The sequence below is a fragment of the Blattabacterium clevelandi genome (assembly GCF_003268615.1).
GTDB lineage: Bacteria > Bacteroidota > Bacteroidia > Flavobacteriales > Blattabacteriaceae > Blattabacterium > Blattabacterium clevelandi.
In genome coordinates, this window is the sequence record NZ_CP029844.1 from 215,852 (window position 1) to 236,465 (window position 20,614).

The following is a 20,614-nucleotide window of genomic DNA, read 5'->3' on the forward strand; positions in this document are numbered from 1 at the left end:
TTATGAAAAATAATTTTATAGATTTTATAAAAATTTATTGTAAAAGTGGTGATGGAGGAAAAGGATGTATTCATTTTCATAAAAAAAAATATATAAAAAAGGGGATTCCTGATGGTGGATCAGGTGGTAAAGGAGGTAATATTATTATACAAGGAAATTCCAATCTTCATACTTTTATTCATTTAAAATATAATAAACATTGGATTGCTGGATCTGGAAATCCAGGTAAAAAAAATAATATTACCGGAAAAAATGGTAAAAATTTATTTATAGAAGTTCCTATAGGGACTATAATTAAAGATATCAATAAAAATATTTTAGTAGAAATAACTAAAAATAATCAAAAAATAATTTTATTTAAAGGAGGAAAAGGAGGAAAAGGAAATATTTTTTTTAAAAATTTGAAATATCGATTTCCATTTTATGCCCAATCAGGAATAAAAACTATAGGAAATTGGATTTTTTTAGAATTAAAAATTTTAGCAGATGTTGGTTTAATTGGATTTCCAAATTCTGGAAAATCAACTTTACTTTCTATAATTACAAAAGCAAAACCAAAAATAGGAAATTTTCCTTTTACAACTAAAATACCTAATTTAGGAATAGTTAAAATGAATTATGATACTTTTTTAGTAGCCGATATTCCTGGTATTATAGAAAAAGCTTCACAAGGTAAAGGATTAGGGTATACTTTTCTAAGACATATAGAACGTAATCTTGTTCTATTATTTTTAATTTCTGCAGAAACAAAAAATAATAAAATGGAATATTTCATATTATTGAATGAATTAAAAAAATTTAATCGAAAATTGTTAAATAAAAAACGTTTATTAGTTATTTCTAAATCAGATTTAATTGATAATGAAATAAAAAAAAGTATAAAAAATATTTTTATAAAATTAGGAGAAAATATTATTTTTATTTCTTCTTTTACAAAAGAAGGAATAATTCAATTAAAAAATAAATTATGGAATTTAATTCAAGAATTAAGAGTAAAATAATTTTTTTATAACCATATTTTTATCTATATTCAAATTTTTTTTAGATTCTTTCATTTCAAATATATAATCTACAAAAATTTTTTCACAAAAAGTACGTAATCCTCTAGCTCCTAATCCTAATTGAATTGTTTTATCTACAATAATATCCAAAGCATCATCCGTAATATTCATGGATATTTCATCCATATTAAATAGTTTTTTATATTGTTTTATTAAAGCATTTTTTGGTTCAATTAAAATTTTTTTTAATGTAACTTTATTTAATGGATCTAAATAGGTGATAATAGGAAATCTACCAATAAGTTCTGGAATTAATCCGAATTTTCTAAGATCATTAGCTATAATATTTTGCAAATAATTTTTATTTTTTTTTTCTTTTTTTTTGTTTTTTGTAATAAATCCAATAGAAAATTGATTAATTCTATCGGATATAATTTTTTCTATACTATCAAATGTACCTCCAGCAATAAACAATATATTATCGGTATTAATTTGAATCATTTTTTGATCTGGATGTTTACGACCTCCTTGTGGGGGAACATTAATAATGGAACCTTCTAATAACTTTAGCAAAGCTTGTTGAACACCTTCTCCGGATACATCTCTAGTAATAGATGGATTATTTGTTTTTCTAGAAATTTTATCAATTTCATCTATAAAAACAATTCCTTTTTCAGCATGATTGATATCGTAATTTACAGATTGTAATAATCTCGTTAATATAGACTCTACATCTTCTCCAACATATCCTGCTTCAGTTAAAGTAGTTGCATCAGCTATAGTAAAAGGAACTTTTAATAGTTTTGAAATACTTTTAGCGAGTAAAGTTTTTCCAGTTCCAGTATTCCCTATCAATAAAATATTAGATTTTTCTATTTCTATATCATCTTTATTTTTATTTTGATCGTATTGGATACGTTTATAATGATTATATACGGCAACGGAAATAATTTTTTTTGCTTCATTTTGTCCTATAATATATTTATCTAAAAAATCTTTTATTTCTTTAGGTTTTTTTATTTGTATTTTTTGATTTTTTATATTATATCCTTTTTCTTTTTCTTCAAAATTTTTTTTTTCCGTAGAAAATTTTCTATGAATTATAGAATATGTTTTTTCTATACAAAAATTACAAATATGACCATTAATACCTGATATTAGAAATGTTATTTCATCTTTTTTCCTACCACAAAAATTACATTTTAAAAAATTTTCCATAAAAATATTAAGGATAGAGAATACATGGAGTAAGCAAACCTATATCACATCGCTACAACCTTAATTACCTTTGCTGTGTTCCCACCCTGGAGGATTCATAGGGAGCTGATTGTATAGAGCTTACTCCAAGTTTGGCAAATATAAAAAAAAATTATAAATTCTTTTTTTTAAAAATATATATTTTTTGTTTTTTTAATAGTTAATAATCAGATAATCAAGTAATAAAAAAATAAAAAAAATAATAAAAAATTATTTCATGGGGATTAAGTATGTTTTTGTTACTGGTGGTGTAACTTCTTCATTGGGTAAAGGAATTATTTCGGCTTCTTTAGGAATGTTATTGAAAAGTAGAGGATATAAAATTACAATTCAAAAATTAGATCCTTATTTTAATGTAGATCCAGGTACATTAAATCCTTATGAACATGGAGAATGTTTCGTAACTCAAGATGGAGCTGAAACGGATTTAGATTTAGGTCATTATGAGCGTTTTTTAGATCAACCTACTACTAAAGATAATAATGTTACTTCAGGTCTTATATATAAAACTGTCATTGATAATGAACGAAAAGGTTTTTATTTGGGAAAAACCGTACAAATTATTCCTCATATTACAAATGAAATTAAAAGACGTATTAAAATGTTGGGATCATCTAATAATTATGATATTATTATTACTGAAATAGGAGGGACTGTTGGAGATATAGAATGTCTACCTTATATTGAATCTGTTCGTCAATTAAAATGGGAATTAGGAGAATTAAATAGTTTGGTAATTCATTTAACTTTATTACCATATATATCAGCTACTGGAGAAATAAAAACAAAACCAACACAACATTCTGTTCGAAATTTAATGGAAAATGGGATTCAAGCAGATATTCTAGTTTGTAGAACAGAAAAACACATATCTAAAAATATTCGAAATAAATTAGCATTATTTTGTAATGTCAAACCAAAACATGTCATTGAATCTATTAATACAAAAGTTATATATGATCTTCCATATTTATTACATTTACAAAATTTTGATAAATCTGTTTTAGATCATTTAAATTTATCTACTTTTATATCTCCAAATTTGCATAAGTGGAAAATTTTTATAAAAAAATATAAAAATCCTAAATATGAAATTAAAATAGCATTGGTTGGAAAATATGTTTCTTTACATGATTCTTATAAATCAATCACTGAAGCATTAATTCATGCAGGTACAGAGAATGAAATTTATGTTAACATAAAATGGATTTATTCAGAACAAATAAAAGAAAATAATATAGAAGAATATTTTAATGGAATTTCTGGAATTTTAATTGCTCCTGGATTTGGCATTAGAGGGGTAGAGGGAAAAATACTTGCAGCAAAATATGCAAGAGAAAAAAAAATACCTTTTTTAGGGATATGTTTAGGTATGCAAATAGCGATAATAGAATTTGCTAGAAATGTATTAGAAATACGAAATGCGGAAAGTAATGAAACTAATCCATATACTTCTTATCCAGTTATTAGTTTAATGAAAGAACAAAAAAATATTACAAAAAAAGGTGGAACTATGCGCTTAGGAAATTGGAAATGTTCCTTAATAAAAGGATCTAAAATTTTTTCTATTTATGGAGGAAAAAAAGAAATTATTGAAAGACATCGTCATAGGTATGAATTTAATAATGAATATTTAGAAAATTTTTCTAATGCCGGAATGAAAATTGTAGGAATAAATCCTGATACAGGATTGGTAGAAGCTATAGAATTAGATAATCATATTTTTTTTTTAGGCGTTCAGTTTCATCCTGAATATAAAAGTACAGTTTCTAATCCTCATCCTTTGTTTAATTATTTTGTAAAAATTTCTAAAAATTATAAATCATTTGTTTATCATAGACAGAACTCTTCTTATGTATGAAGGATAAAAAATTAGACTATCAATCTACTATTGGTCTATTACTTATATTATTTATTTTAACAATTTTTACATATTTTAATGTATCTGAGGATAAAAAATATTTTTCAGAAAAAATTATTAGAAGGGACCCTATTTTTTTAAAAAAATCATTTTCTAAAACAAAAAAAAAAATAAATAATGATTTTCATTTAGAAAATGATGTTTTTAAACTTAAAATTTCTAGTTTAGGAGGATCAATTAACGAAGTTTTTTTAAAAAAATATAAAGCTTATGATCCTATTTATTTATCACATAATAAAAATCTTTATTTAATAAAAGATTCTAGTTTTTTATATAAGATGATTTTTTTTAAAAAAAAAGATTTCAAAAATAACCATAAGATTATAGATACCAGTTCACTATATTTTTATCCTTTTTTTTTAAAACAAAAAGGAAATAATAATAGAGTTCTTATAATAAGAGCTAAAAATCCTTATGGAAAAGGGTTTATAGAATATATATATACTATAAAGAAAAAAGATCAATATAATATTGATTTTTTTATTCGTACAGTAGGTTTTTCTTCTTATTTAATCGATAAGACTATTTTTATTGATTTAGAACAAAATATTTTTTCTTTAGAAAAAGATAGAAATTGGGAAAATACTTATACTCAAGTATACTACTCTTATAATAAAAATTATAAATCTAAAATAGATTATTTATCAGAAAAAAATTCAGAAGAAAAAAATATAAATAATTTGAATTGGCTTGCTCATAAACAACAATTTTTTACTTCTATTTTTTTGTCCAAAAATCCTTTGAAAAATATTTTTATTCGTTCTGAAAATTTTTCTTCTGGAAATTTTTTAAAAAAAATTCAATCAAGATTTTTTTTAAAAATAAAAAATAATGAAAATTTAAATCTTTCTTTTCAGTTATATTTTGGTCCATTAGATTTTTCTTTATTAAAAAAATATGAAAAAGAAATTGAAAATATTATTCCATTTGGTTGGGGTTTTTTAAAATGGATCAATAAATATTTTTTTTTAATTATTTTTCAATTTTTGGAAAAAACAAATTTAAATTATGGAGTTATTATTATTCTAATGACTATTGTTGTAAAGTTAATACTATCTCCAATAACTTATAAACAATATAAATTAAGTGCTATGATGAAATTAATTCGTCCCGAAATAGACGAATTAAATAATAAATTTAAAAATTCAGATCCATTAAAAAAACAAAGAGCAACGATGGAATTATATCGAAAAGCAGGAATAAATCCTATGTCTGGTTGTATTTCTACTTTATTTCAAATTCCTATTTTTTATTCATTATTCAAATTTTTTCCTACTCTCATTAATCTTAGAGGAAAATCTTTTTTTTGGGTAGAAGATCTTACCTCATATGATTCTATTTTTGAATTACCATTTTCTATTCCATTTTATGGGAATCATATAAGTTTACTTACTTTATTGTATTCATTAGCTCTTTTAATTTATACAAAATTAAGTAGTGATGGAAGAAATGATTATTCTAATAAAAATAGCATTCCAAATATGCATTTTATGTTATATTTGATGCCTATAATTATGTTATTTTTCATAAATAGTTATGCTTCTGGTCTTTCTCTTTATTATTTTACTTCCAATGTAATCAATATTGGTTTTATTTTTTTTATTAAAAAATTTATGTTAAATGAAGATAAAATTCATCAAAAAATTCAAGAAAATAAAAAAAAACCAATAAAACATAATTATTGGAATCGTAAAATAAAAGAAATGATTGAGAAAAATAAAATATAAATAATAATTTTAATTAAAAGATAAGTTTTATTTTTTTTTGAGAAAAAGAATATAATTTATTATTTTTTTTAAATTCTATAATCAAATTTCCTTTTTTAGTTATATTTCGTATAATTCCTTGAGTAATTTTTTTATGTTTATGATTATTATTAATAATATCAAAAAAAGATATCTTATCTTTCATATAAAGGTAATTTATGTAATAATTTCTTATAAATTTTTCTCCATAAGTCATAAAAAAAAGCCATTCTTTTTGAATAGAATAAATTAATTCATAAAAAAGTTGTTCTAATTGAAAATTTTTTTTAAGAATTTTTTTTAAAGAAGAAGCTTGAAATTTTTCATCAAATTTTATTTGATTTACATTCAATCCTATTCCAATAATAATTGTATATATTTTTTTATATAAAACATTATTTTCAATTAAAATACCTCCTATTTTTTTATTCAATAAAATGATATCATTAGGCCATTTAATCCAGATATTTTTATTATAAACAAATAATGTTTTATGAATAGCATTACTTATAATCAAATTTATAATATATCCTTTATCAATAGGAAAAATTATTGATTTTAAAAAAATACTAAAAGTCAAATTTTTTCCTTTTTCTGTATTCCAATGATTTTTACCTACTCCTTTTCCATTAATTTGATTAATAGACCAAACAATAGTCCAATTTTTAATATATTTTAATATATTTCTTTTTATATACTGATTAGTAGAATCTACTTTTTGTAAAAAAATTAAATATATTGGCCAAATAATTTTTTTCAAAATATTTTATATTGAAAAATTTAACTTCTTTAAAGTGAAAACCTTATTTTTGTTTTTTGAAATTAATTTAAAAAAAAATAATATAATAAAAATTCCGTTTTGTTATTAAATAAAATTATAGAAGGGATTAAAATGGTAAAAGGAAAAGATATTTCTATTTTAAACTTTAAAAATAGAAAAAATTTTGTTTGTGATTATTTTGTTATTTGTGATGGAAAATCTAAAAGTCAAGTTTATGCTATTTCTAGATCTATAGAAAAAATGACAATTGAAAAGTTGAAAGAAAAACCTTGGCATATAGAAGGATCAGAAAATGGAGAGTGGATATTAATAGATTATGTTTCTATTGTTGTACATATTTTTCAAAAAAAACTAAGATTATATTATAATTTAGAAAATATTTGGAATGAAAAATTATAATCATGCTTGATTTATATTTAGATAAATGAAGAAAATTTATGATAGATAAAAAAGTGAAAAGAAAAAATAACTTTTTTTGGATATATGCAGTTATATTAATTATATTTCTGGGAATATTTTTTTTTAAATCTTCTTTTTCTAATCCTAAAAAAATAGATCAAGATACCTTTTTTGAAATTCTCATGAAGGGGGAAATACAAAAAATTATAATTAAACATAGAGAAATTGTACATGTTTATTTAAAGAAAAAGTATTTATCTTCTAATAATCATAATATCAATCAATATGATATAAAAAATCAAAATAATCAAAAATTTATTATACACCCTTTACAATATGAATTTGAAATAGGAGATTTACAATTTTTTCAAAAAAAATTTGAAGAATACAAAAATAAATATAATCTAGATACAATTATTGATTTTAAAAATCAACAGGAATATACTATAACAAAATTTTTTTTTGATTATGGTATATTTCTGATATTGTTAATTATTTTTTGGATTTTTGTATTTAGAAAAATTGGTTCTTCTGGAGGTGGGCCAGGAAGTCAAATATTTAACATTGGAAAATCTAGAGCTAAATTGTTTGATGAAAATGATAATGTTAAAATAACATTTAAGGAAGTTGCTGGTTTAGAAGAAGCTAAGGAAGAAGTTCAAGAAATTGTAGAATTTTTAAAAAGTCCTCATAAATATACTAAACTAGGAGGAAAAATACCTAAAGGGGTACTATTAATAGGTCCACCTGGTACTGGAAAAACTTTATTAGCAAAAGCTGTAGCTGGTGAAGCAAAAGTTCCTTTTTTTTCCATTTCTGGTTCTGATTTTGTAGAAATGTTTGTTGGTGTAGGAGCTTCTAGAGTAAGAGATTTATTTGAAAAAGCAAAAGAAAAATCTCCTTGTATAATATTTATTGATGAAATTGATGCTATAGGAAGAGCAAGAGGAAAAAGTAATATAGCTGGATCTAATGATGAAAGAGAAAATACATTAAATCAATTGCTTACAGAAATGGATGGATTTGGAACACATACAAATGTCATTGTATTAGCTGCTACTAATAGATCTGATATTTTAGATAAAGCATTGCTTCGTCCTGGTCGTTTTGATAGAACTATATTAGTAGATCCTCCTGAATTAAATGAAAGAAAAGAAATATTTCGTGTACATCTTCAAAAACTTATATTATCTGATAAAGTAGACATCAATTTTTTAGCTAGGCAAACTCCAGGTTTTAGTGGAGCTGATATAGCAAATATTTGTAATGAATCTGCACTTATTGCAGCAAGAAAAAATAGATCTAAAATAGAAAATCAAGATTTTTTAGATGCTATAGATCGTATTATAGGTGGATTAGAAAAAAGAAATAAGATTATTAAACCTAATGAAAAAAAAAGAATTGCTTATCATGAAGCGGGCCATGCTGCAATAAGTTGGTTATTAGAACATGCTTCTCCATTAGTTAAAGTAACAATTGTTCCAAGAGGAAAATCTTTAGGATCTGCATGGTATCTTCCAGAGGAAAGACAATTAACAACTCCAGAACAAATGAAAGATGAAATATGTGCTTTACTTGCAGGTAGATCTGCAGAGGAAATTATTTTTAGTAATATTTCAACAGGTGCTTTAAATGATTTGGAAAAAGTCACTAAACAAGCTCAATCTATGGTAGCCATTTTTGGATTGAATGATAAAATTGGAAATATTTCTTATTATGATTCTACAGGACAAAATGAATTTTCTTTTTCTAAACCTTATAGTGAAAAAACTGCTCAAATTATAGATGAAGAAATATCAAAAATTATTACAGAACAATATAAAAGAGCAAAAAATATATTAAAAAATAATGAAAAAAAATTATCTATCCTTGCTAATGAATTATTAGAAAAAGAAGTGATTTTTAGAGAAGATTTAAAAAAAATATTTGGAGAAAGACCTTTTTCTGATGATATCGGAGATATGTTAACTACGGTTAGTCATTTTTAATGAAAATGAAACTAATGAAAAAAAAAAATGATTTTTTGATAAGATTTTTTACTGGATTTATTTATGTTTTTATGATTATTTTTTCAATTGAAAAAGGAGAAAAAATTTTTAGAATGGTAATGATGATATTATCTTTTTTTTGTTTATTTGAATTTTTAGTTATTTTAAAAACAAATACAACTTTAATAAAAATAAATTCATTCTTTTTTTTATTTTCAATATTTTTAGATTTTATTGTAGAAAAGGATATATTTTTATATATTATATGTTTTATTCCATATTCTATAATATTTTTTATTATTCAATTATTTTCTAAAGGGGATTCTCATAAAGAAAAAATAAAACAAATAAGTCATTTAACTTTTGGATTAGTATATGTTTTAATTCCATTTTTTTTAGCATCTTATATATATTCTAAATATGGAAAAGAATTGATTTTAGGTACATTTTTTCTTATATGGACAAATGATACTTTATCCTATTTGATAGGAATAAAATGGGGAAAAAGAAAAATAAATATATCTATATCTCCTAAAAAATCTATAGAAGGATTTATTGGAGGTTTATTTTTTTGTTTAATATTGGGAATATTATTATACAATATTTGGGAAAAAAAATATTGGTTTATTCTTTCTTTTATCATTCCTATTTTTTCTACTATTGGAGATCTTGTAGAATCTACTATTAAAAGATCTTACAATGTAAAAAATTCAGGTGTATATTTCCCTGGACATGGTGGTTTTTTAGATAGATTAGATAGTTTTATATTTGTCATACCAATTATAGCTACTATTGTTACTGGAATAGTATATTTTTTTTAAATAAAATAGATGATCCATAAAGAAGGATTTCCATTTTTAATATATTTATTAATATTAATATTGATAGGGTTTTTTATTTCTATTTTTATATTTTCTAGAGTTTTTAACTTATTTTTAATATTTTTTTTAATTATATTTTATACATTTTTCCTTTTCTTTTTCAGAAATCCAAAAAAAAAATTATCTAAAAAAAATTCTAAAAATGACAAAGAAGTCGTTTCTCCTTCTGATGGAAAAATATTAGAAATAAAAAAAATTTTTGAAAGTGAATTTTTACAAAAAAATTGTATATGTATATCTATATTTATGTCTCCATTTGATGTACATGTTAATAGATTTCCAGTATCTGGAAAAATAATCTATGTTAGATATCATCCAGGTAAATATTTTTTAGCATGGAATAAAAAATCATCGTTAAATAACGAACGAACAACTACGGTTATAGAAACGATCAATAAAAAACAAAAAATACTATTTAGACAAATAGCTGGATTTTTAGCTCGCCGTATTATTCTTTATGCTAAAGAAAATTCTTTAGCTAAAAAAGGAGAAGAATTTGGATTTATTAAATTTGGATCTAGAATAGATATTTATTTACCATTAGATTCTATTATTGTTATAAAAAAGGGGGAAAAAGTTATTGGTGGAGAAACTATAATTTCTATGATTCAATAAAAAAAAACAATAAGTAACTAATCCCACTAAGGGGATTAGTTTTTTTATTTGACTTCTTCATAATCTACATCTTGGACATTTTCATTTCCTTTATTATTATTTTTTTCTTCATTATTTTTTTTATTAGAATCATTTGAATGATTATTTTTTTTATTAGAAGAATAAAGTTCTTGTGAAGCATTAGTCCAAACTTCGTTTAATTTTTTCATACAAATATCAATAGATGAAAAATCTTTTTTACTGTGAGCCTGTCTTAATTTTTCTAAATAATTTTCTATATTTTTTTTATTATTTTCAGATAATTTATCTCCATAATCTTTTAACTGTTTTTCAGATTGAAAAATCTGATTATCTGCGGCATTTAATTTATCTATTTCTCCTTTTATTTTTTCGTCTTTTTTTGCATTTTCTTCCGCTTCTCTTTTCATTTTTTCAATTTCCTCTTGATTTAATCCTGAAGAAGTTTCAATTCGTATAGATTGTTCTTTTCCAGTCCCTTTATCTTTTGCAGAAACATTAAGTATTCCATTAGCATCAATATCAAAACTAACCTCAATTTGAGGAATTCCTCTAGGTGAAGGTGGAATATCAATGAGATCAAATCTTCCTATTTCTTTATTATCATTGAACATTGGTCTTTCTCCTTGTCCTACTCTTATAGTTACTGCAGATTGATTATCTGATGCTGTAGAAAAAATTTCTGATTTTTTAGTAGGAATAGTAGTATTAGATTCTATAAGTTTTGTAAAAACACCCCCCAAAGTTTCTATTCCTAAAGATAAAGGAGTTACATCAAGTAATAAAACATCTTGTACATCTCCTGTTAAAACTCCTCCTTGTATAGCAGCACCAATAGCTACAACTTCATCTGGATTTACTCCTTTAGATGGTGTTTTTTTAAAAAAATCTTCAACTTTTTCTTGTACTTTTGGAATTCGCGTAGAACCTCCTACTAAAATAACTTCGTCAATATCTTTAGTAGATAATCCTGCGGATTCTAATGCTTTGGAACATGGATTAATAGATCTAAATATTAAATTTTCACATAATTGTTCAAATTTAGATCGAGTTAATGTAAGAACCATATGTTTTGGACCTGATTCTGTAGCAGTTATATATGGTAAATTAATTTCCGTTTTAGTAGAAGAAGATAATTCTATTTTAGCTTTTTCAGAAGCTTCTTTTAAACGTTGTAAAGCCATAGGATCTTTTCTAAGATCTATTCCTTCTTTATATTTAAATTCATTGGATAAATAATCAATTAGAACTTGATCAAAATTATCTCCTCCTAAATGTGTATCTCCATTAGTAGAAAGAACTTCGAAAACTCCATCTCCTAATTCCAAAATGGAAACATCGAATGTTCCTCCACCTAAATCATATACTACTATTTTTTTATTTTGATTTTTTTTATCTAAACCATAAGCTAATGCTGCAGCTGTAGGCTCATTAATGATTCTTTCTACTTTCAATCCGGCTATTTCTCCTGCTTCTTTAGTAGCTTGTCTTTGTGCATCATTAAAATATGCTGGGACAGTAATAACTGCTCTATTTACTTTTTTTCCTAAATAATCTTCAGCAGTTTTTTTCATTTTTTGAAGAATCATAGCAGATATTTCTTGAGGTGCATATAGTCTATTTTCTATATCAACACGTGGTGTATTATTTCCACCTTTGACAATTTTATAAGGAATATGTTTTGATTCTTCTGTTACTTCAGAAAACATTCTACCCATAAAACGTTTAATTGAAAAAATAGTTTTTTGTGGATTTGTAACTGCTTGTCTTTTTGCAGGATCCCCAATTTTTCTTTCTCCATCTTCTATAAAAGCTACTATAGATGGAGTAGTTCTTTTACCTTCTGAATTAGGTATGACAACAGGATCATTTATTTCCATTACTGCAACACAAGAATTTGTTGTCCCTAAATCTATTCCTATAATTTTACTCATTTTTATTACTTTTTTTCATCCAGTCATTCAATAAACAGTTCAATCATTATGCCATAATAAAGTTCATAGAATGAATGACCATAATATCCTTTCAATATAAAAAAAAATAGAAATATTAGAATGACAAAAAGTCATTTATATTCAAATTTTATTTTAAAATATCTTATATTTCTTAATTAATTTAATTTTACTTAATTATGGATTTTTTAAGTTTTAAAACTATTAATAAAAATGATTCAAAAAATTGGATTATCATGGATGCAAAAGATCAATATTTAGGTAGATTTTCTACTCAGGTTGCTTTAAAAATAAGAGGGAAACATAAAACTAATTTTTCTCCAAATTTAGATTGTGGAGATTATGTGATTGTGATAAATTCTAAAAAAATTAAACTTACAGGAAAAAAATGGATTAATAAAAAATATATTCGTTATACTGGATATCCAGGAGGAAAAAAAATAATCATTGCTAAAGATCTTTTTATTAAAGATTCAAAAAAAATAATATATAAAGCTGTTAAAGGAATGCTTCCTAAAAATCGTTTAGGGAATAAAATTATCAAAAATCTTCATATTTATCCAGGTTCTGAACATAAACATCAAGCACAAAAACCAATTCAATTAAAAAATTAACAAAAAATGATCCATTCTATAGGAAGAAGAAAATGTTCTCTTGCACGTATTTATTTAAAACCTGGAAATAAAATTATTACGATTAATTCTAAAAAATTAGAAAAATATTTTCCAAAGAATATCCATGGAAAAATTTTATATCCTTTTCAGTTAATCAATAATAATAAATTTGATATACAAATAAAAGTTTGTGGAGGAGGATTTAATGGTCAAGCAGAAGCTATTTGTTTAGCTATATCTAGAGCTCTTTGTAAATTGGACCAAAAAAATAGAAAAATATTGAAATTTAATGGATTGTTAACTAGGGATTCTAGAAAAGTAGAAAGAAAAAAATTTGGTCAAAAAAAAGCAAGAAAGAAGTTTCAATTTTCAAAACGTTAGATAATTGATTCAAAATAAAATACAAAAAATGAAAGCTAATACTCAAGATTTATTAAAAGCAGGTGTACATTTTGGGCATATTTCTCGTAAATGGAATCCAAAAATGCGTCCTTATATTTTCATGAAAAAAGGAGGATTTCATATTATAGATTTATCAAAAACGGTAATTAAACTAGATCAAGCCTGTCAAGAATTAAAAAAAATTGTAACCTTGGGTAAAAAAATTTTATTAGTAGGAACAAAAGCTCAGGCTAAAGAAAAGGTTTTTTTTTATGCAAAAAGTGTAAATATGCCTTGTGTAACGGAAAGATGGTTAGGTGGATTTTTAACAAATTTTACTACTATTCGAAAATCAGTAAAAAAAATGAATAGTATAGAAAAAATGAAAAAAAATGGAACTTTCGATACTTTATCTAAAAAAGAACGATTATTAATAAATAGATTATATGCAAAATTATACAGAAATTTAGGAAGTATTTCTTTTATGAATCATCTTCCAGGTGGTATTTTTTTAATAGATCCATTGAAAGAAAAAATAGCTTTATCAGAATCTATAAAATTAAATATTCCTATTTTTGCTATGGTAGATACAAATACAGATCCAAATGGGATAGATTATCCTATACCATCCAATGATGATTCTTCTAAATCTATTGATATGATTTTACAATTTATTACAAAATCAATTCAACAAGGTCTTTTATTATTAAAAAACAATGAACGTGAAGAAAAAGAATTTATAAACGAAAAATTATGAAAATTTCAATTTTTCAAATTTATAAATTAAGAAAAATTACTGGTATTGGAATAATGGATTGCAAGATTGCTTTAACCAAAACAAATGGAAATTTTGAAAAAGCTATCGATTTTTTAAGAAAAAAAGGAGAAAAAATAGCTATAAATCGTTCTTCTTTGAAAGTTAAAGAAGGTGCAGTTATATCTTTTATAAATGTAGATCAAACATCTGGTACTATTATTGGTTTAAGTTGTGAAACCGATTTTCTTTCCAGAAGTTCGGATTTTTTAAATTTTTTATCCAAATTATCTGAAAAATCATTTTTATACAATACAAAAGAAGATTTTTTATCTAGTTTAGATCATGGACAAAGTATTCGAGAAATGATTTTTGAAAAAATCAGTGTTTTTAATGAAAAATTAGAATTAAAGATATTTGAAAAAATAAATTCCCCATTTGTGATAAATTATACGCATAATAATAAAATAGCGTCTTTAGTTGGATTTTCTTCTGAAATTCAAAAATCAATTGCAAAAAATATTGCTATGCATATTACAGCTATGAATCCAATAGCTATAGATAAAAAAGAAATCCCAGAAAATTTAATGCAAAAAGAATTAGAAATTATTCGATTTCAGATAGAAAAAGAAAAACAACCAGATCAAATAAAGAAAAAAATAATTTTGGGAAAAATAAAAAAATTTATAATGGATAATACTTTATTGAATCAAAGATATATAAAAGATAACAAGATAACTATTCAAGAATATATGAATAGATCATTTTCGAAAAATATAAAAATAAATTCTTATAAAAGAATAAGTATTTCCTAAATGAAAAAATTGATATTGATAATTTTAGATGGATGGGGGTTAGCTTCTTCTGAAAAATATTATCGATCTGCTATTCATATGGCTAAAACCCCATTTATAGATTATTGTTATAAACATTATCCATTTAGTCAATTACAAGCATCTGGTTTATCTGTAGGATTACCAGAAGGACAAATGGGAAATTCAGAAGTAGGTCATATAAATTTAGGATCTGGTAGAAAAGTAATTCAAAGTTTAGAAGAAATAAATAATTCTATTCAAAATAAACTTTTTCAAAAAAAAGTAAATTCTATTTTTGATTATGTTTTGGATACTAAAAAAAGAATTCATTTTATTGGTTTATTATCAGATGGAGGAGTACATTCGCATATAAATCATCTTTTTTATTTGCTTAAAATAGTTCATCAAAAAAGGATCAAGAATGTTTTTGTACATGCATTTACAGATGGACGTGATACTTCTCCTAAAAAAGGAATTTTTTATTTAAAAAATCTTTTATCTTTTATGAAAAAAAATATTGGAAAATTATCTTCTGTTATTGGAAGATATTATTCAATGGATCGAGATAAAAGATGGGAAAGGACTAAAATAGCATATGATGCTATCGTTCATTCAAAAGGATATTATTGTAAATACGATAATATATTGAGATATATAGAAGATTCTTATAATAAAGGAATTACTGATGAATTTTTAAAACCTATAATAAGTATTGATAATTTTGGAAATCCTATTTCTAAAATAAAAAAAGAAGATGTAGTTTTTTGTTTTAATTTCCGTTCAGATCGATCAAGGCAATTAACAGAATTTTTAACAAATAATCTTGAAAAAAATTCGAAGAGTAATTCTCTATTTAAAATAGATGAATTAAATTTATATTATATAACTATGACTTGTTATAATCCTGAATATAAAAATGTTTATGTTCTTTTCAAGAAAAAAAATTTATCAAATACTTTAGGAGAAATATTAGAAAAAGAAGGGAAGAAACAAATTCGTATATCTGAAACCGAAAAATATCCACATGTTACTTTTTTTTTCTCAGGAGGACGTGAAATTCCATTTTTTGGAGAAACTCGTATTTTATGTAAATCTCCTAAAGTTAGTACTTATGACTTAAAACCTGAAATGAATGCAAAACAAATTGTAAATAAAATTATTCCTGAATTAAAAAGAAAAGAGGTTGATTTTATTTGTTTAAACTTTGCAAATCCAGATATGGTAGGTCATACTGGAAAAATGAAAGAAACAATAAAAGCATGTGAATTTGTTGATTATTGTACAAAAATTTGTTCCGAAGAAGCTATCAAAAATTCATATACAGTTATTATAGTTGGAGATCATGGAAATGCAGATTATATGATTAATTCTGATGGAAGTCCAAATACTTCTCATTCTAATTCTTTTGTTCCTTTTATTCTTTTAGATCAAATGTTTAAAAATAATAAAAATATTCTTTTAAAAAAAATTGCATCTTTATCAGATGTTACTCCTACTATTCTTCAATTAATGAATTTACCGAAACCTAATATGATGAACGGAATATCTATAATAAAAAAGATAATTAAATAGATAGATATATATATGGTTAAAACAATTGAAGAAATCATTCTTATAAAGAAAAGTGCTTTTTTAGCATCAAAAACATTAGGAATGTTGACAAAAAAAGTAAAACCAGGTATAAATACTCTTTATTTAGATAAACTTGCTGAAACTTTTATTCGTGATCATGGAGGGACTCCTGCTTTTTTAGGATTATATGATTTTCCAAATACTTTATGTGTTTCTCCAAATTACCAAGTTGTACATGGAGTTCCTAATCAAAATCCTTTATATGAAGGAGACATTTTATCTATAGATTGTGGTGTATATATGAATGGATTTTATGGCGAACATGCTTATACTTTTGAAGTTGGAAATGTTTCAAATAATATAAAAAAATTTCTTAATTGTTCCAAAAAATCTCTTTATATTGGATTATCTAAATGTAAAAAAGGGAATTATGTTGGAGATATAGGATATTCTATACAATCTTGTATTGAAAATGATGGATATAGTGTAGTAAAAAATCTTGTAGGTCATGGATTAGGAAAAAAAATGCATGAAAATCCTCAAATACCTAATTTTGGAAAAAAAGGGAAAGGTTTAAAATTAAAGGAAGGTTTTGTTCTTTCTATAGAACCAATGGTTAATAAAGGAAATCCTGAAATTATTTTTCATAAAGATGGTTGGACTATTACAACTTTAGATAGAGATCTTTCTGCTCATTTTGAACATAATGTAGCTATTGTTGATGGACTGCCTTGTTTACTTTCTACTTACCGTTATATTTATAATGAACTTAATATTCATTCTTTAGAAGAAGTACCCTTTCAAAATGAAAAAATTTATATTGATAATTTTTAATTAAATTTTTGAATTTTAATTGTAATTTGTTATTAATTAATATAATTTGTTTCCTTTGTATATTCTCAAAAAAATTGAAATAAAACATGCCTACTATACAACAATTAATTAGAAAGGGAAGATCATCTATTTTAAAAAAAAGAAAATCTGTTGCATTAGGATTTTGTCCTCAAAAAAGAGGTGTTTGTACACGTGTTTATACAACTACTCCAAAAAAACCTAATTCTGCTATGCGAAAAGTTGCTCGTGTTCGTTTTACAAATGGTAAAGAAGTTATTTGTTACATAACTGGAGAAGGTCATAATCTTCAAGAACATTCTATAGTATTAGTCAAAGGAGGTAGAGTAAAGGATTTACCAGGAGTAAAATATAAAATAGTCCGAGGAGCTCGTGATACAGCTGGTGTAAATGGAAGAAAAAAGAGCAGAAGTAAGTATGGAGCTAAAATTTCTAAAAAAGAAAAATAATTTCTATCTAAAATGAGAAAAATAAAGAAAAAAAGAAAAATATATTTTCCTGATCCAAAATTTAATGATCCTCTAGTATCTCGTTTTATTAATCATTTAATGAAAAATGGAAAAAAAAATCTAGCATATAAAATATTTTATGATGCTATGAAAAAAATAGAAAAAGTTAAAGAAAAAGAAGAAAAATCAGCATTAGAAATATGGAAAAATGGATTAAAAAATGTAATGCCTCATGTAGAGGTAAAAAGTCGTCGTATGGGAGGATCTAATATTCAAATTCCTATTCCTATTTCTTCCAATAGTAAAATAACAAAAGCTATGAAATTACTTATATCTTGTGCATCTATTAGAAATGAAAAAAAAATGTCAAGTAAGTTAGCTTTTGAAATATTAGATGCACATAAAGAACAAGGAGAAGCCGTGAAAAGAAAAGAAAATATCCATAAAATGGCCGAAGCTAATAAAGCTTTTTCTCATTTTAGATTTTAGAAAAATGGAAAGGAACTTAAAATATACAAGGAATATAGGAATTGCGGCACATATTGACGCAGGTAAAACTACAACTACAGAAAGAATTTTATTTTATACTGGAATAAATCATAAAATTGGTGAGGTCCATGATGGTGCTGCAACAATGGATTGGATGTTACAAGAACAAGAACGTGGAATTACTATTACTTCTGCAGCTACATTTTGTGAATGGATATACAAAAATAAAAAATATCAAATTAATATTATTGATACTCCTGGTCATGTTGATTTCACTGTAGAAGTAGAAAGGTCATTGAGAATATTAGATGGAATGGTGGTTTTATTTAGTGCAGTAGATGGTGTAGAGCCTCAATCAGAAACAATATGGAGGCAAGCAGATAAATACAATATTCCTAGAATAGCTTTTGTAAATAAAATGGATCGTCAAGGATCAGATTTTTTTAATGTTTGTTTACAAATGAAAAAAATGTTGGGAGCTAATTCTATTCCATTACAAATTCCTATTGGAGATGGAGATAATTTTATTGGAGTTGTAGATTTAATATCTAATAAAGCTATTATATGGGATGAAAATAATTATGGTATTACCTATCAAGAAGGGCCTATTCCATTTAAAATGAAGAATATTGTAAAAAAATATCAAAATAAGATTATTGAATCTTTATCGGAGTATGATGATGTGATTATGGAAAAATTTTTGTATAATTCTTCTTCTATTTCTGAAGAAGAAATTATAACTTCTTTGCAAAAGAATACAATAAATATGAGGATAATTCCTGTATTTTGCGGTTCTTCTTTTAAGAATAAAGGAGTACAAGCAATGTTAGATGGAGTATGTCGTTACCTTCCTTCTCCTCTTGAAGTTAAAGATATTGTAGGAGTTAATCCTATTAATCAAAAAATAGAAACGAGAAAAGCTAGTGAAAAAGAACCTTTTTCAGCTTTAGCGTTTAAAATATCTAGTGATCCATTTGTAGGGCGTTTAGCTTTTTTTAGAGTATATTCTGGGAGAGTTCATGCTGGATCATATAGTTTGAATACAAGATCTGGAAATAAAGAGCGTATTTCTAGAATATATCAAATGCATGCTAATAAACAAAATCCTATTTGTAGGATTGGCGCAGGAGATATTGCTGCTATAGTAGGATTTAAAGATATTAAAACAGGGGATACTTTATGTGATGAAAAATTTCCAATTCTTTTAGAGAGTATATCTTTTCCAGATCCAGTTATTGGTATAGCTATTGAACCTAAACTTAAGTCAGATATAGATAAAATGAGTTTAGCACTATCTAAATTAATGGAAGAAGATCCGACTTTTCAAGTACGTACGGATAATTATACTGGACAAACTATTATTTCTGGGATGGGGGAATTACATTTAGAAATTCTTGTAGACCGTATGAAAAGAGAATTTAAAGTAGAAGTTAATCAGGGAAAACCACAAGTAGAATATAAGGAAGCTTTAACAGATTTAGTAGAACATAGAGAAATTTATAAAAAACAAACAGGAGGTAGAGGAAAATATGCAGATATATTATTTCGAGTAGAGCCAGGACCCTTAGGTACATCTGGATTAGAATTTATTAATAAAATAAAAGGTGGAAATATACCTAAAGAATATATTCCTTCTATAGAAAAAGGATGTAAAGAAATGATGAAAAATGGTCCTTTATCAGGATATGAAATTGACAGTGCAAAAGTTACAGTATTAGATGGATCTTATCATTCTGTAGATTCGGATCAGTTATCTTTTGAAATAGCGGGAAAACTTGGTTTTAAAGAAGCCGTAAAAAAATCTAATCCTGTTTTATTAGAACCGATTATGAAGTTAGAAGTAATAATTCCAGAAGAAAATATGGGGGATATTATAGGAGATTTAAATCGAAGAAGAGGAATGATTCGAAATATGGATAATCGAAAAAATATAAAAGTGATTCAAGCATTAGTCCCTTTATCTGAAATGTTTGGATATGTTACTATATTACGTACGCTTTCTTCTGGAAGGGGAAATTCAGTTATGGAATTTTCTCATTATGATATAGTGCCAAAAAATATTATGGATAACATTATTATGGGAAATTATTATGTAACTAATCAAGAAAAAAAACAATAAAAAATAAATAA

At 24.3% G+C, this 20,614-nt stretch carries 19 protein-coding genes; 16 read left to right on the forward strand and 3 right to left on the reverse strand.

From position 1 onward, the window contains the following. Window positions 1-2: 2 nt before the first annotated feature. Complete coding sequence (gene obgE / locus DM817_RS01055; protein WP_113738216.1) at window positions 3-1,001, forward strand: GTPase ObgE; 999 nt, start codon at window positions 3-5, stop codon at window positions 999-1,001. Here the strand turns inward: obgE and clpX are convergent. Then, on the reverse strand, window positions 987-2,219 hold the full coding sequence (clpX, locus tag DM817_RS01060; RefSeq protein WP_113738217.1) for an ATP-dependent Clp protease ATP-binding subunit ClpX: 1,233 nt from the start codon (window positions 2,217-2,219) through the stop codon (window positions 987-989). The two genes, obgE and clpX, sit on opposite strands and share 15 nt — an antisense overlap. A gap of 256 nt (window positions 2,220-2,475) precedes the next feature. Between clpX and DM817_RS01065 the strand changes: the two genes are divergently transcribed. Together DM817_RS01065 and yidC are read left to right on the forward strand one after the other, a co-directional pair. Beyond that, complete coding sequence (locus tag DM817_RS01065; protein WP_113738218.1) at window positions 2,476-4,119, forward strand: CTP synthase; 1,644 nt, start codon at window positions 2,476-2,478, stop codon at window positions 4,117-4,119. After that, the gene (gene yidC, locus DM817_RS01070; protein ID WP_113738219.1) at window positions 4,116-5,906 is read left to right on the forward strand and encodes a membrane protein insertase YidC; all 1,791 of its coding nucleotides are present in this window, start codon (window positions 4,116-4,118) and stop codon (window positions 5,904-5,906) included. Before DM817_RS01065 ends, yidC begins: the two co-directional genes overlap by 4 nt. A gap of 13 nt (window positions 5,907-5,919) precedes the next feature. On the opposite strand, the gene DM817_RS01075 is transcribed toward yidC, so the two are convergent. Continuing rightward, window positions 5,920-6,684 (reverse strand): biotin--[acetyl-CoA-carboxylase] ligase, encoded by a 765-nt coding sequence (locus tag DM817_RS01075; protein ID WP_113738220.1) that lies wholly within the window; start codon window positions 6,682-6,684, stop codon window positions 5,920-5,922. 99 nt (window positions 6,685-6,783) lie between these two features. On the opposite strand from DM817_RS01075, the gene rsfS reads away from it, so the two are divergent. Genes rsfS through DM817_RS01095 form a run of 4 tightly spaced genes read left to right on the forward strand, consistent with a single transcriptional unit; the run spans window position 6,784 to window position 10,588 of the window. Then, window positions 6,784-7,104 carry a ribosome silencing factor gene (gene rsfS / locus DM817_RS01080; protein WP_113738221.1) on the forward strand — a complete coding sequence of 107 codons (321 nt, stop codon included), beginning with the start codon at window positions 6,784-6,786 and terminating at the stop codon, window positions 7,102-7,104. A gap of 38 nt (window positions 7,105-7,142) precedes the next feature. Next, window positions 7,143-9,092, forward strand: a complete 1,950-nt coding sequence (gene ftsH / locus DM817_RS01085) for an ATP-dependent zinc metalloprotease FtsH (RefSeq protein WP_113738222.1) — start codon at window positions 7,143-7,145, stop codon at window positions 9,090-9,092. Between the two features lie 14 nt (window positions 9,093-9,106). Further along, window positions 9,107-9,913, forward strand: a complete 807-nt coding sequence (locus DM817_RS01090; protein ID WP_113738223.1) for a phosphatidate cytidylyltransferase — start codon at window positions 9,107-9,109, stop codon at window positions 9,911-9,913. A 9-nt stretch (window positions 9,914-9,922) separates the two neighbouring features. Further along, window positions 9,923-10,588, forward strand: a complete 666-nt coding sequence (locus DM817_RS01095) for a phosphatidylserine decarboxylase family protein (protein ID WP_113738224.1) — start codon at window positions 9,923-9,925, stop codon at window positions 10,586-10,588. Between the two features lie 44 nt (window positions 10,589-10,632). Here DM817_RS01095 and dnaK read toward each other — a convergent pair whose 3' ends face one another. Beyond that, window positions 10,633-12,540, reverse strand: coding sequence for a molecular chaperone DnaK (gene dnaK / locus DM817_RS01100; RefSeq protein ID WP_113738225.1), 1,908 nt, complete (start codon window positions 12,538-12,540; stop codon window positions 10,633-10,635). 197 nt (window positions 12,541-12,737) lie between these two features. Between dnaK and rplM the strand changes: the two genes are divergently transcribed. From rplM to fusA, 9 genes are all read left to right on the forward strand, one after another. Continuing rightward, on the forward strand, window positions 12,738-13,172 hold the full coding sequence (rplM, locus tag DM817_RS01105) for a 50S ribosomal protein L13 (RefSeq protein WP_113738226.1): 435 nt from the start codon (window positions 12,738-12,740) through the stop codon (window positions 13,170-13,172). Between the two features lie 6 nt (window positions 13,173-13,178). After that, entirely contained in the window at window positions 13,179-13,553 is a 375-nt protein-coding gene (gene rpsI / locus DM817_RS01110) for a 30S ribosomal protein S9 (protein ID WP_113738227.1), read from the forward strand. A 28-nt stretch (window positions 13,554-13,581) separates the two neighbouring features. Beyond that, entirely contained in the window at window positions 13,582-14,310 is a 729-nt protein-coding gene (gene rpsB, locus DM817_RS01115) for a 30S ribosomal protein S2 (RefSeq protein WP_113738228.1), read from the forward strand. Continuing rightward, window positions 14,307-15,122 (forward strand): translation elongation factor Ts, encoded by an 816-nt coding sequence (tsf, locus tag DM817_RS01120; RefSeq protein WP_113738229.1) that lies wholly within the window; start codon window positions 14,307-14,309, stop codon window positions 15,120-15,122. Before rpsB ends, tsf begins: the two co-directional genes overlap by 4 nt. Continuing rightward, window positions 15,123-16,694 carry a 2,3-bisphosphoglycerate-independent phosphoglycerate mutase gene (gene gpmI, locus DM817_RS01125; protein ID WP_113738230.1) on the forward strand — a complete coding sequence of 524 codons (1,572 nt, stop codon included), beginning with the start codon at window positions 15,123-15,125 and terminating at the stop codon, window positions 16,692-16,694. Between the two features lie 12 nt (window positions 16,695-16,706). Then, window positions 16,707-17,528 carry a type I methionyl aminopeptidase gene (gene map / locus DM817_RS01130; protein WP_113738231.1) on the forward strand — a complete coding sequence of 274 codons (822 nt, stop codon included), beginning with the start codon at window positions 16,707-16,709 and terminating at the stop codon, window positions 17,526-17,528. 86 nt (window positions 17,529-17,614) lie between these two features. After that, window positions 17,615-17,995, forward strand: coding sequence for a 30S ribosomal protein S12 (rpsL, locus tag DM817_RS01135; protein WP_113738232.1), 381 nt, complete (start codon window positions 17,615-17,617; stop codon window positions 17,993-17,995). Window positions 17,996-18,007: 12 nt separating this feature from the next. Beyond that, window positions 18,008-18,484 carry a 30S ribosomal protein S7 gene (gene rpsG, locus DM817_RS01140; RefSeq protein ID WP_113738233.1) on the forward strand — a complete coding sequence of 159 codons (477 nt, stop codon included), beginning with the start codon at window positions 18,008-18,010 and terminating at the stop codon, window positions 18,482-18,484. 4 nt (window positions 18,485-18,488) lie between these two features. Continuing rightward, complete coding sequence (gene fusA, locus DM817_RS01145; RefSeq protein WP_113738234.1) at window positions 18,489-20,603, forward strand: elongation factor G; 2,115 nt, start codon at window positions 18,489-18,491, stop codon at window positions 20,601-20,603. Window positions 20,604-20,614: the final 11 nt, after the last annotated feature.

Coding starts and splice junctions, on each gene's coding strand:
- clpX (WP_113738217.1), bottom strand. CDS start 2,219: ATGGAAAATTTTTTAAAATGTAATTTTTGTGGTAGGAAAAAAGATGAA.
- map (WP_113738231.1), top strand. CDS start 16,707: ATGGTTAAAACAATTGAAGAAATCATTCTTATAAAGAAAAGTGCTTTT.
- rpsB (WP_113738228.1), top strand. CDS start 13,582: ATGAAAGCTAATACTCAAGATTTATTAAAAGCAGGTGTACATTTTGGG.
- rpsI (WP_113738227.1), top strand. CDS start 13,179: ATGATCCATTCTATAGGAAGAAGAAAATGTTCTCTTGCACGTATTTAT.
- fusA (WP_113738234.1), top strand. CDS start 18,489: ATGGAAAGGAACTTAAAATATACAAGGAATATAGGAATTGCGGCACAT.
- yidC (WP_113738219.1), top strand. CDS start 4,116: ATGAAGGATAAAAAATTAGACTATCAATCTACTATTGGTCTATTACTT.
- obgE (WP_113738216.1), top strand. CDS start 3: ATGAAAAATAATTTTATAGATTTTATAAAAATTTATTGTAAAAGTGGT.
- dnaK (WP_113738225.1), bottom strand. CDS start 12,540: ATGAGTAAAATTATAGGAATAGATTTAGGGACAACAAATTCTTGTGTT.
- rpsG (WP_113738233.1), top strand. CDS start 18,008: ATGAGAAAAATAAAGAAAAAAAGAAAAATATATTTTCCTGATCCAAAA.
- DM817_RS01095 (WP_113738224.1), top strand. CDS start 9,923: ATGATCCATAAAGAAGGATTTCCATTTTTAATATATTTATTAATATTA.
- gpmI (WP_113738230.1), top strand. CDS start 15,123: ATGAAAAAATTGATATTGATAATTTTAGATGGATGGGGGTTAGCTTCT.
- rpsL (WP_113738232.1), top strand. CDS start 17,615: ATGCCTACTATACAACAATTAATTAGAAAGGGAAGATCATCTATTTTA.
- ftsH (WP_113738222.1), top strand. CDS start 7,143: ATGATAGATAAAAAAGTGAAAAGAAAAAATAACTTTTTTTGGATATAT.
- tsf (WP_113738229.1), top strand. CDS start 14,307: ATGAAAATTTCAATTTTTCAAATTTATAAATTAAGAAAAATTACTGGT.
- DM817_RS01065 (WP_113738218.1), top strand. CDS start 2,476: ATGGGGATTAAGTATGTTTTTGTTACTGGTGGTGTAACTTCTTCATTG.
- DM817_RS01090 (WP_113738223.1), top strand. CDS start 9,107: ATGAAAAAAAAAAATGATTTTTTGATAAGATTTTTTACTGGATTTATT.
- rplM (WP_113738226.1), top strand. CDS start 12,738: ATGGATTTTTTAAGTTTTAAAACTATTAATAAAAATGATTCAAAAAAT.